Here is an 11561-nt window from a genome sequence, read left to right on the forward strand (position 1 = left end):
GGCAGATACGGTGTGCACGGTCCCCCATGCTGAAGCCCTACGTACACCTGATGCGCCGTCCCGGTGCCGGCGCCTTCTTCGCCGCCGGGATCGTCGGCCGTATGCCGATCTCGATGATCGGTCTGGGCATCGTCATCCTGATCGCCCAGGAGAAGGGCTCCTACGGCCTGGCCGGGGCGGTCTCGGGCGTCGCGGTGGTCGCCGGAGCGCTGACGGGCCCGATCCAGGGGCGGCTCGTCGACCGGTTCGGCCAGCGGCGGCTGCTGCTCGTCGGGACAGTGTTCTGCACGATCGGGCTGGCCGGCCTGCTGTTCGCAGTCAACGCGGACGCGCCGGCGTGGGTGCTCTACCTGATCTCGTTCGTTGCCGGCGGCACCCGCCCGCAGGTCGGCTCGTTCGTCCGGGCCCGGTGGACCCATCTGCTCGGCCGGGGCCGCGCGCTGCAGACCGCGTTCGCGCTCGAGGCGGTCGGCGACGAGGTCGTCTTCATCGTCGGCCCGGTCCTGGTCGCCGTCCTTGCCAACCAGGTCAGCCCGTACGCCGCACTGGGCGCCGCCGGGGCTCTCGGGCTCGCCGGCGGGATCTGGCTGGCCCTGCTCAAGGCATCCGACCCACCTGGGCGCGGGAGGTCCGACGGTGCCGAGAAGGCGCCGCTGCCGTGGCTCTCGCTGCTGCTGCTGAGCCTCATCGGCCTGGGCCTCGGGGCCACGCTGGGCAGCGCCGAGGTGGTCACGATCGCCTTCACCGCGGAGGTCGGGCAGCCGGACATGTCGGGCGTCGTACTGGCGGTCTGGGCATTCGGGAGTCTGCTCGCGGGGCTCTGGTACGGGTCGGTGCACTGGCGCGCGCCGGTCGAACGCCGGCTGCTGATCGGCACGATCGCCCTGGCCATCACGCTGTCGCCACTCCCCTGGGTCGGCAACATCGTCATGCTCGCCATCGTGCTCTTCGGCGCGGGTATGACGATCGCGCCGACGATGGTCGCGGTGACGGCGTGCGTGGAGGAATGGGTCCCGCCGCAGCGGCTGACCGAGGCGATCACCTGGACCGTCACCGGCATACTCCTCGGTGTTGCCCCCGGCAACGCGGCGGCCGGTCATGCGGTCGACCTCTGGGGCGCCTCGACGGCGTACTGGGTGCCGGTCATCATCGGCATCGCCTGCGCCCTGGTCGCGAGCGTCTCCGTCACCTTCGCCCGGCCCCGCACCCGCTTCGCCCACAACTGACCCCAGGCCGGAACGCTGGCGCTTGCTTCAACTGTGCCCGGTCCAGGGCGAGACTTGAGTCTCCAGCGAGGGGAGACGGAAGGGTGTGGTCGTGAACGACGACGAGCTGTACTCGATCGGGGAACTGGCGCGGCGGACCGGGGTCTCGGTCAAGACGATCCGGTTCTACTCCGACCGCGGGCTCGTGCCGCCGACCGACCGCAGCCCCGCCGGCTACCGCCGCTACGACCTCGCCGCCGTCGCCCGTCTCGACCTGATCCGCACCCTGCGCGAACTGGGACTCGACCTGACCACGGTCCGCCGGGTCCTGGATCACGAGATCGCGCTCTCCGAGGTCGCCGCGGCACACGCGGCCGCGCTCACGGTGCAGATCCGGACGTTGCGGTTGCGCCGGGCGATCCTCACCGCGGTGTCCGAGCGGGGCTCCACTCCGGAGGAGCTGAACCTGATGCACCGACTGGCCCGACTGTCCGAAGCCGAACGCGACCGGTTGATCGGGGACTTCCTCGACACCGTCTTCGGCGACGACCCCGACTTCGCCGCGATCCGGCGCACGCTGACCGCCGAGCTCCCCGACCACCCCACGACCGCCCAGCTCGAGGCCTGGGTGGAACTGGCCGAACTCTCCCAGGACCCTGGCTTCCGTTCCGCAGTACGGCAGATGGCTGAGGACTACAAGGCGGCTCGTGGGCCGGGGCGCGTGCCGCTGCGGCCGGGCCTGGTCGCCAGGATTCGCGAACAGGTTGATCCCGCGGTGCGGGCCGGGATCGACCCGCACTCCCCCGAGGCTGACGCCGTACTGCGGAGCCTGACGGCGGACTACGCGGCTGCGGTGGGCGCGGCTGATGACGACCACCTCCGAGCCCGTCTCGCGGAACTCCTGCAGACCGCGAACGACCCCCGCTGGGCGCAGTACCTGACTCTGCTGGCGACCATCAACGGCTGGGCCGCACCGGAGCCACTCGCGCCGATCTATGACTGGACGATCGAGGCGTTACTGCGTGCGGGGTAGCGGGGCGTTCCAGCCGCGGCGGATCGCGAGCAGCCGGATGACGAAGCAGACAGCGGCTGCGGCGATCGCGATCCAGGGAGCCGTGTAGCCGGCGGCATGGGCGGCGACCACGATGGTCGCGCCCAGGAAGGCGGGGGTCGCGTAGATCTCGCTCCGCAGTACGACCGGAACGCGGCCGGACAGGAGGTCGCGGATCACCCCGCCACCGATGCCGGCGATCGTCCCGACCATGGCCGCCGACAGCGGCGGCAGCCCGTAATCGAGGGCCTTGCGCGCACCGGTCACGCAGAAGAGGGCGAGCCCGGCCGCGTCGAAGATGTTCACCAGCCGCTCGACCCGCCCGATCCCGGGGTGCAGGAAGAAGGTGAGCAGCCCGGCCGCCACCGGTACGACGAGATACCGCCAGTCGACCAACGCGGCCGGCGGGGTCGCGCCGATCAGCACGTCCCGGATGAACCCGCCACCGAGCCCGGTCACCATCGCCAGGACCAGGATGCCGAAGACGTCCAGCCGCTTCCGTACGCCGACCAGCGCGCCGGTGATCCCGAAGACGAAGATGCCGACCAGGTCGAGCACACGCAGGGCCACGTCTCCATTCACCCTGGCACCGTAACCGGGTGACCCGCTGGGTCCGGGCAGGACCGCCGAAAACAAGGCGCACCAGTGGATCACCGGGCGCTAGGGTTCGCGGCATGACCGGTGCTCCGGACGTCGACTACACCGCCACCTCGGCCAGGCCGCCGTGGAGCGCTCTCCCGGAATCCCTGCGGCGCGCGCTGGCCGTTGCCCTGGGCACCGAGATCGCCGAGGCGGGACCTTCGGTCCGCTCGGGCTTCACCGGTGGATTCGCCGCGCCGCTCCTGCTGGCCGACGGCCGCCGGGTGTTCGCGAAGGCGTCGGGCGACTCGAACCACGCCTACACGGCGTACCGGCGGGAGGCGGAGATCGTGCCGCAGCTGCCGTCCGCAGTACGGGTGCCGAAGATCGTCGCGACCGCGCACGTCACCGAGGACGGCACCAACTGGTTCGCGGTCGCCTCGGAGCGCATCGAGGCGAGGATGCCGGGCCAGCCCTGGACCGCCGAGGACTTCCGCACCGTCACCGAGACCTGCGAGGTGATGGCCGCCGCCCTGACCCCGAGCCCGCTGGTCGACCTGGAGCTCTTCACCGACGACCTGGGACTCACCGCCCGGCTGGCGGCCGCGATCCTGGCCGGTACCGAGCCGATGCCCGCCGGCTTCCAGCCCTGGCTGGGCGACAAGCTGCAAGAACTGCAGAACCTGGTCGACCTCTACCCCACCGCCCTCGCGGGCACGTCGGCCGTCCACGGCGACATCCGCCCGGACAACCTCCTCATCGACCGCGACGGCCAGTGCTGGACGGTCGACTGGAACTGGCTCTCCCTGGGGCCGCCCTGGTTCGACTGGGTCGGCCTGCTTCCGCTCGCTCACCGCGACGGCATCGACACCCTCGCCGAGATCAAGGCGAGCCCGCTGACGGCCGACGTACCGGCCGAGCACCTCGATTGTCTGGCCGCCGGCATCGCCATCTACATGCTCGACAGGATCGACGCACCGCCACCGCCCGGCTGCACGCCCGAGCTCCGGCGCCACCAGCGCCTCTACGCCTGGTGGTTCCTCGAATGGCTTGCCGTCCGGCGCAACTGGAGCTGAGGAACTAACTTGGAGGTATGAGCAAAGGGCCCACCACCAGGTTCAAGGTCGAGGTGCAGGACGGCGCACGGACCTCGCGGCGCGAGGACGTCGTGGTGACCGAGGAGCCGCTCGAGCTGCGGTTGGAGTGGCCCGGGCGGCCGCCTGAGCCGCTGGTGGTGACGATGAGGACTCCCGGCTCCGACTTCGAGCTGGCCGCCGGCTTCTGCCTCGGCGAGGGCTTCGCCGTACGGCCCGGCGCGATCTCGACGGTCGCCTACTGCACGGACGTGAAGCTCACTCGCGACCAGCAGTTCAACACGGTCACCGTCAGCTTCGACGGGCCGCCCGACCGCGAACCACCCCAGCGGTACGGCGTCACCTCCGCCGCCTGCGGGGTGTGCGGCCAGCAGAGCCTCGACGAGCTCGCCGAGCGGAACTACGACCCGGTGGATCCGGTGGAGGTCCCGCTTGAAGTCGTACTGCGGTTGCCTGATCTGCTGCGGGAAGCCCAGCCGACGTTCGGACGGACCGGTGGGCTGCACGCGGCCGGGCTGTTCACCCCGGCCGGGGAGAAGGTGGTGGTGCGGGAGGACGTCGGCCGGCACAACGCGGTCGACAAGGTGGTCGGCTGGACCGTGCTGAACCAGCGCAGCCGGAAGGGCCTTGTCCTGGTCGTGAGCGGCCGGATGGGGTACGAGATCATCCAGAAAGCGGTTGCTGCGGGTCTCGGCATGATCGTCGCCGTCGGTGCGCCCTCCAGCCTCGCCGTCGACATGGCGCGGAGGTTCGAGGTCACCCTGGCCGGCTTCACCCGCGGCGAACGCTGCGTGATCTACAGCGCACCGGAACGCGTCCTGCGCTGACCCATCCGGCCATGCCTCGGCTCCGAACTTCCTCCGACCAGTTTCACCGAACGGGAGGATCCGGCCTTGTGAGCGAGGAGTCGACGGCCCTACCGTGGCCCGTCATGGTCGACCCAGAAGCCGGTACGCCGGCTGACCTGATGGCGCGCGTCGCCCGCGGGGACTCGGCCGCGTTCGCGCAGCTCTACGACCTGATGGCGCCGCGCGTCTACGGCCTGATCCGGCGGGTGCTGCGCAACCCGGCCCAGTCGGAGGAAGTGACCCAGGAAGTGATGGTCGAGGTCTGGCGCACCGCCACCCGGTACGACGCCGACCGTGGCTCGCTCACCTCGTGGATCCTCACCATGGCGCACCGCCGGGCGATCGACCGGGTCCGCTCCGAGCAGTCGTCCACCGACCGCGAGCAGGCGGTCGCGGCGGCCAGCTCGACCACGGAGTACGACGAGGTCGCCGAGACGGTGACCACGAACCTCGAGGTCGAACAGGTTCGGCACTGCCTTTCCGCGCTGACCGAGCTGCAGCGGGAGTCGGTGACGCTCGCCTACTACGGCGGATACTCGTACCGGGAAGTGGCGGAGTTGCTCGACGCCAAGCTCGCGACGATCAAAGCGCGGATGCGCGACGGCCTGATCCGGCTGCGCGACTGCCTGGGAGTGACGGGGAGGTGAGGGCCATGACGACACCGGAAGTGCACACGCTCACCGGACCCTACGTACTGAATGCACTGCCCGAGGACGAGCGGATCGGTTTCGAGGCACACCTCGCCGACTGCCAGTCCTGCAGCTCGGAGGTGGCAGAGCTCCGCGAAGCCGCCAACAAGCTCGGTACCGCGGTCGCCACCGAGCCGCCACCGGCGCTGAAGGCGCGAATCCTCGCCGAGATCGCCACCATCCGGCAACTCCACCCGCTCGTCAGGCAGGAGGAGCCCGTCGCCCCGCAGCCCCCGGCGGTCAAGAAGGGCTACACGCGCAGGTCGTTCTTCGGCCTGGCCGCGGCGGGCCTCGCCGTCGCCGGTGCCGGCGCAATCGCCATCGACCAGTACCGCGACAATTCGCGGACCACGAAGGAGAACGAGCAGCTCGCGGCTCTGCTGGCCGAGTCGGACGCCCAGATGGTGCGCGGCGACGTCAAGGGCGGCGGCAACGCCACCGTGGTGATGTCCCCGAGCAAGGACCGCGCGATCGTCCTCCTGCACGGCCTCCAGAAGCTGCCCAACGGCAAGACCTACCAACTCTGGCTGATGGACAAGTCCCGCACCATGCACTCCGCCGGCCTGGCCAGCGGCCAGGCAACGGACCAGGCCAAACTCATCCAGGGCGGCGTTGCCGACAAGATCTACTTCGGCCTAACCGTCGAAAACCTCCCCGGCTCCCCCACCCCGACTCTCCCCCCAGCCGCCCTCATCGCCATGGCCTGACCTAGGGCATAAGGCGAGGCCCCCGAATATAAGGGGGCATGCCTGATGTGGGTTCCTCATTGCCGCCAGATCGTGGAAGCAGACGGCGACCCTCGCCGTGAGGAGGAACCATGAAACACAGCTACGCCATCGTCGCCGTACCGGTGCTGGTCTGCGGCGCGGTCCTGGCCGGCACGACCCAGGCGTCGGCTCGGGAGATCGACCCCGAGTCCGACTACCGCGGGTCCATCGTGGTCGTCGAGCACCCGGGACCGACCAGACAGGTCCAGGTGGACGACAACGTCGCCGAGGCTCTGCAGACGGGCGCCGGAGCCGTTGGTGGCGCCGGACTGGTCATCGCGGGCCTCTGGCTGTACCGGCGACGTCATCCGGTGCTGGCTCACTGAAAGGGCGGCAGGACGGCCTTGGTCGAACTCAGCCACCAAGTCCGTCCGAGCCGTCCGCCCCGCCAGGCCCGCCCCGGCGTTCGGCCAAGGCGGCGACCTCCAGGCGGCTCGTCGTACCGGTCTTCTGCAGGATGTGGGAGACGTGCACGCTCACCGTCTTGTCGCTGATCACGAGTTCCCTCGCAATCTCGGTGTTGGACCGGCCGGCCACCAGGAACGCGAGGATCTCCCGCTCCCGCGCGGTCAAGGCCGCCAGCGGAGTGGCCGGTTTCACCAGTACGGCGACCGGCGCGCGAAGGCTGACCCGGCAACGCCGGGCGAGTGACTCGACGTTGTCCTGCAGGGGCTTCGCACCGAGCTCGACCGCGCAACGATGCGCGTCCCGCAGGAGGTCTCCGGCACCGGCCCCCGGCAGACCGGCTGCCACCATCGCTTCGGCACAGCGCCAGCGTGAGACAGCCTGATGCCAGGGTGCACCCGCTGTGCCACAGGCCTCGACTGCTCTGCGCCAGCGGTCGGGTTGATCCGGGTCGTCCCGGCAGCGTGCGACTTCGGCGAGGAAGAGTGCTTGATGCATCGCCTGGAAGTCCGAGTCCGGCCTACCTGTCGTGAAAGGCTCCCACGGCCAGCCATCGATCACCTCCTCGACCGCTGAGACGACCTCGGCGACGCCCGCCAGGTCACCGACATCCCGGGCCATCCGCGCGGACTCGGCGGCTGCGTGGGCGTAATGCGCCAGCAGGTAGTCATCCGCATCTGTGGGTGGTGCTCCGGGGACGGTGGTGACGCGGGTGCGCAGCCAGTCGAGTGCCTCTCGCGGTTTTCCTTCGGCCACGAGTACCTCGGCGCCGCCGATGGCGATGATCTGGCGGATCCCCGGGAACGTGTCGGAGATCAGCTCCCGGGCGCGGTCGAAATGCTGCCGGGCCTCCGGCAGCCTGCCGCGGCGCACGGCCAGCGATGCTGCGACGAGTCTGATCCCACCCCCGGCGATGCCTCGGCATCGAGCGGCGAGTGCCGACCTCAGGAGATCCTGGCACTCCTGCCACCGGCCGGCCTCCAGCAGGCCATCGGCTGCTAGAAAGGCCAGGAAGTAGCCGAACAGATCCCGACCGGGCGCCAGCATGTCGGCATGCCCTCGCAGCGCCACTTCCGTGGCCTCCGCCCGTCGGCCCAGACTCCGCAGAGCGTTCACCTGCCAGACGAACGCATCCAGCAGATCGACCATCGCCCCGCAGGAGCGCGCCAACTGCTCGGCCTCTTGGGCATCGGCAATCGCCAGCGTCGGCGATCCGAACGCGATGACGCTCGCTCGTTCAGCCAGAGCCTCCGCCAGTGCTCGCTCGGAGCCGGCTCCACGAGCGATCCGTACAGCCTCATCAGCATGAGCCAGTGCCTCGGGCCGACCACTCCAACTCTCGGCCGAGCCGAGCGCGGACAGAACTCGGGCACGTTCGGCACTGTCCGGGAAGGGAGTCGTCAGCTCGAGCGCTTCGTAGATGTCGGCGAAGACGGCCTCGATCGGCTCTGTCCGGTGCCAGCGCAGGATGCTCCGGTCGACCAGCAGATTCGCGGCCGGTAGAGGTTCGCGATCGCGGTCCACCAGCTTCAGCGCCCTGGTTAGTTGATCGATGGCAGCGTCCTCCCGCCCGACCCGCATGCAGACGGCGCCTGCCTGGAGGACGAGTTCGATGCGATCGGCGGCCGTTCCCCGGACAGCCGGTGAGACCTGCTCCCAGATCTCGCAAACGCGCTCCAACTGCATGGCCTGTTCGGCCGGGGCTCGCAGATTCGCCGCATGCTCGGCGGCGACGAGCGACCAGCGGTACGTGTCGTCGAGCTGCCCGGCTTGCTGGCTGTGGACCGCGAGGTCGGCCGCGTCTGCTTCCACCGCTACCGAGGTGGTCTCCAGCACTCGGAGATAGATGGCATGAATACGAGCTGCCTCGCCCGGCGGCAGACCGTCGTACAGGACGTCGGCGAGGAGCGGGTGGCGGAACCAGGACGGGTCGGCGGGGCCTGCTCGCAGTACGCCGCGCTGCTGAGCTTCGGTGAGGCATTCTGGCATCAGACTGACGTCGAACCCGTGCTCCGAGGCGACTGCTGCCAGGGTGGACAGAGGCGTCGGGCGACCGCCGACAGCGAGCACCCGGACCAACTGACGCGCGGGCCCCGACAGGCTGTGCCACGCGGCCAGCAGCGCATCGCGGAGGCGGGCCGGTACGGTCGCCGGAAGGGCGGACTGCTCGCCCGACAGATCCTCGACGAGCAACTCGGTGAGATACGGGTTGCCACCCGACCTGGCCTGCACCTGGGTCACGAGGTCGATGTCCGGGGCCTGCCCCAGCAGGTGCTCCAACTGGACCGCGGTCGCGGCCGGCTCCAGCCGCTCGAGCTGGATCTCCTCGAAGGACGGCATCCGTCGCATGTCCGCGAGCCAGCTGTGCAGCGGATGACCGTCGCCACGATCTTCGTCGCGACACGTGCCGAGAACGGTCAGCCGCTGGCCGCGGAAGCCGGTGATCAGGTAGGCAAGCACGTCCAGTGACGCCACGTCCGCCCAGTGCAGGTCGTCGACGACCAGGACCGTTCGATGATGCTCCGCGATCCGGTTGAGCACCAGGTCGATCAACGGGATCAGCCGGTCTGTCGCCGCGATCGGCGCCGTTCCCAGCATCGGCAGCAGGGTGCTCAGCTCGTCCACGCCGGCCAGCACCTCCGCGCGTTCGGCAGGGGCGGCCTGGGCGAGCCAGTTCTGCAGGACACCGATGATCGGCGCGTACGGGACCGAGGCGCCGCCGAAGTGGACGCAGGAGCCCCAGAGGACCAGGAGGTCGGAATCATTCGAGGTCTCGCGGACCAGGCGGGTCTTGCCGACGCCGGCCTCACCGTGGACGACCAGCGCGCACGGCTGTCCGTCTGCCGCGCGCCGGACCACGCGAGCGAGCAGATCCAGCTCGGCACCCCGCCCGGCAAGCCGATGATCAGGCCGTACCCCCACAGGCCTCACCGTTGCAGTCTCCACCCGCTTCTAGGCATCCGCCAGCAGGTTTCGCGCCTAGAGTCCCGTCCATGGATCACGAACTCCGGGCTGAGCTGATGCGGCGGGCGAAGGCTGATGGTGCGGCTGTGAAAGCGCTTCTTGCGGCAGCGGAGAGTTACCGGGATCTGCCGATCCTGAGGTCTGGGGCTCGGCCGGTCAGTCCTTGGCCGTACACGTTGCTCGAGTGGTCGCCGGTGGAGACTGCGCCGGGGCCGGTACGGCGGGTGGTTGAGGTGGTGCGGGGGAACGTGGCGTGGTTGCGGGAGGTTGTGGAGGACCGTGGGTGGCCGGGGCGGTCGGTGGTTGGGGTTGAGGGAGTGGATGCTGCGTGGCTGATCTTGCAGCACGCGGGGTCCGGCGTGCCGACGTTGGGGACGGTGGAGAACCTGGCGTTTCAGGCGGCGGTGGTGCCGTTGTTGAGTGAAGCCGTCGGGCTTGGTGAGGCTCATCCTCGGCAGCTGGCGCATGTGGTGGACTCGCTGTGCGAGCGGCGGGACGAGAGGCCGCAGTACGCCGTGCTGATGTCCGCCTATTCCATCCAGGACGGTCGCGCGGTGTTTCCAGCCGGATTCGATCACGTGGGGATCGAGCGGCGGCGGGCGGAGGTCGGGCTGATCTCACTGGCAGAGGAAGCACGGCGGCGGGCGGAGGGCGAAAGGTTCCTCCCGGCCGCGGGACACGCGCCGGAGCCCTGGCCGGAGACCTAGGACCGCCACCAAGGACGCTGGTGGCGGTCCGTGCGGTCAGCGCCTTTCAGGGGAATCGGCCAGCAGGGTGTCGATCTCGATCCTGGTCGAGTCGGACAGGGGGCCGATGGCGATCGCGGCCGCGTGCTCGGCCACCTGCTCCGGAGTACGGGCTCCGGGCAACGGGATGATCACCGGGTCCAGCGCCCAGACGTAGGCGAGCGCACCCTGGACGAGCGTCCTGCCGTCGGTGGTCAGGAGCTCCCGGACCGCATCCAGGCGACGGAGCCAGTCAGCCATGGCGTCGTCGTCGAAGTACGTCCACCACGGCGTATCCCGCCGTACGTCGTCCGCGGCCGGGCGGTTCGACAGGTCGTACTTGCCGGTCAGCAGACCCATCGCGAGCGGCGTCCGGGCGAGCACCGCGAAGTCCTGCTCGTGAGCGGCGGTGAGGACCTCGGCGTGGTGACCGAAGACGTTGATCTGCGTCTGCACGCTGACGGCGTCCGCCGACTTGCCGAAGGTCGCGATCATCGCCGGGTCGTCGACACTCGTGCCGAAGTTCTTGACCTTGCCATCGGCAACAAGTTGCTCCAGCGTCGCGACCACGTCCTCGGCCGCGGCCGGCGTGTCCACACCGCCGTGCAACTGGTACAGATCGATCGACTCGACGCCGAGCCGGCGCAGACTCCCCTCGCACGCGTCCCGGACGACGGCCGGCGTCACCTCCTGCGAGGTGGACTTGCGGGTCGTCTCGTCGAACCGGTTGCCGAACTTCGTCGCCACCACGATCTCGGCCCGCACGCTCTCGGGCAGTTGAGCCAGGGCCTTGCCGATCACCCGCTCGCTGTGGCCGGCGCCGTACACGTCGGCCGTGTCCAGCAGCCGGATGCCGGCGTCGACCGCGGTGTGGATCATCCGGATGCTGACCTCGTCGTCAACCTCGCCCCGGCCGGCCGGCCGGCCGTTGGACTCGAACGGTCCTCCGATCGCCCAGCATCCGACTCCCAGTGCGCTGGTACTCCGGCCGGTCCGTCCGAGCCGCCGTCCTGTCGTTGCTGCCATCATCTACTCCTCCATCCGCGGGCATGCGAAACCACGGCAGCACGCAAGCCCGTGTGCCTGATATTCGGTTCTCATCTCGGTCGGTCGCGAGGCGGCGGTTGTGCCCTCCTCGGCGACTCTCACTACCCCACCCTGCTACCTGGAGTGAACTCCAGGTCAACCCCAATTCCCCTACCCTCGTCAGATCCGCCTGACCAGCAGGAGGACT

Annotated in this window: 11 protein-coding genes; 8 read left to right on the plus strand and 3 right to left on the minus strand. The window is 69.8% G+C overall.

The genetic code is table 11. The features are described 5' to 3' along the window. Positions 1-26: 26 nt before the first annotated feature. Both EV648_RS04155 and EV648_RS04160 read left to right on the plus strand, forming a co-directional pair. On the plus strand, positions 27-1226 hold the full coding sequence (locus EV648_RS04155; RefSeq protein ID WP_132285185.1) for an MFS transporter: 1200 nt from the start codon (positions 27-29) through the stop codon (positions 1224-1226). A gap of 91 nt (positions 1227-1317) precedes the next feature. Continuing rightward, positions 1318-2238: a MerR family transcriptional regulator gene (locus EV648_RS04160; protein ID WP_132285187.1), complete on the plus strand. Its 921-nt coding sequence runs from the start codon at positions 1318-1320 to the stop codon at positions 2236-2238. On the opposite strand, the gene EV648_RS04165 is transcribed toward EV648_RS04160, so the two are convergent. Continuing rightward, positions 2221-2838, minus strand: a complete 618-nt coding sequence (locus EV648_RS04165) for a trimeric intracellular cation channel family protein (RefSeq protein WP_241994877.1) — start codon at positions 2836-2838, stop codon at positions 2221-2223. The two genes, EV648_RS04160 and EV648_RS04165, sit on opposite strands and share 18 nt — an antisense overlap. Before the next feature lie 92 nt (positions 2839-2930). Here EV648_RS04165 and EV648_RS04170 point away from each other — a divergent pair, with 92 nt between their 5' ends. From EV648_RS04170 to EV648_RS04190, 5 genes are all read left to right on the plus strand, one after another. Next, positions 2931-3911, plus strand: coding sequence for a phosphotransferase (locus tag EV648_RS04170; protein WP_132285189.1), 981 nt, complete (start codon positions 2931-2933; stop codon positions 3909-3911). A gap of 17 nt (positions 3912-3928) precedes the next feature. Beyond that, positions 3929-4756, plus strand: coding sequence for a formate dehydrogenase accessory sulfurtransferase FdhD (gene fdhD / locus EV648_RS04175; RefSeq protein WP_132285191.1), 828 nt, complete (start codon positions 3929-3931; stop codon positions 4754-4756). Between the two features lie 104 nt (positions 4757-4860). Next, positions 4861-5424 (plus strand): ECF RNA polymerase sigma factor SigK, encoded by a 564-nt coding sequence (sigK, locus tag EV648_RS04180; protein ID WP_132285193.1) that lies wholly within the window; start codon positions 4861-4863, stop codon positions 5422-5424. Between the two features lie 5 nt (positions 5425-5429). Then, positions 5430-6173 carry an anti-sigma factor domain-containing protein gene (locus EV648_RS04185; protein WP_132285195.1) on the plus strand — a complete coding sequence of 248 codons (744 nt, stop codon included), beginning with the start codon at positions 5430-5432 and terminating at the stop codon, positions 6171-6173. Positions 6174-6283: 110 nt separating this feature from the next. Beyond that, complete coding sequence (locus tag EV648_RS04190; protein WP_132285197.1) at positions 6284-6559, plus strand: hypothetical protein; 276 nt, start codon at positions 6284-6286, stop codon at positions 6557-6559. 28 nt (positions 6560-6587) lie between these two features. Here EV648_RS04190 and EV648_RS04195 read toward each other — a convergent pair whose 3' ends face one another. After that, entirely contained in the window at positions 6588-9569 is a 2982-nt protein-coding gene (locus EV648_RS04195) for a LuxR family transcriptional regulator (protein ID WP_158293894.1), read from the minus strand. A 62-nt stretch (positions 9570-9631) separates the two neighbouring features. On the opposite strand from EV648_RS04195, the gene EV648_RS04200 reads away from it, so the two are divergent. Further along, on the plus strand, positions 9632-10309 hold the full coding sequence (locus EV648_RS04200; protein ID WP_132285201.1) for a DUF6624 domain-containing protein: 678 nt from the start codon (positions 9632-9634) through the stop codon (positions 10307-10309). A 36-nt stretch (positions 10310-10345) separates the two neighbouring features. Here the strand turns inward: EV648_RS04200 and EV648_RS04205 are convergent, their stop codons facing one another. Continuing rightward, entirely contained in the window at positions 10346-11353 is a 1008-nt protein-coding gene (locus EV648_RS04205; RefSeq protein WP_132285203.1) for an aldo/keto reductase, read from the minus strand. Between the last annotated feature and the right edge of the window lie 208 nt (positions 11354-11561).

The organism is Kribbella sp. VKM Ac-2568, from assembly GCF_004345365.1.
In the GTDB taxonomy this organism is placed as follows: domain Bacteria; phylum Actinomycetota; class Actinomycetes; order Propionibacteriales; family Kribbellaceae; genus Kribbella; species Kribbella orskensis.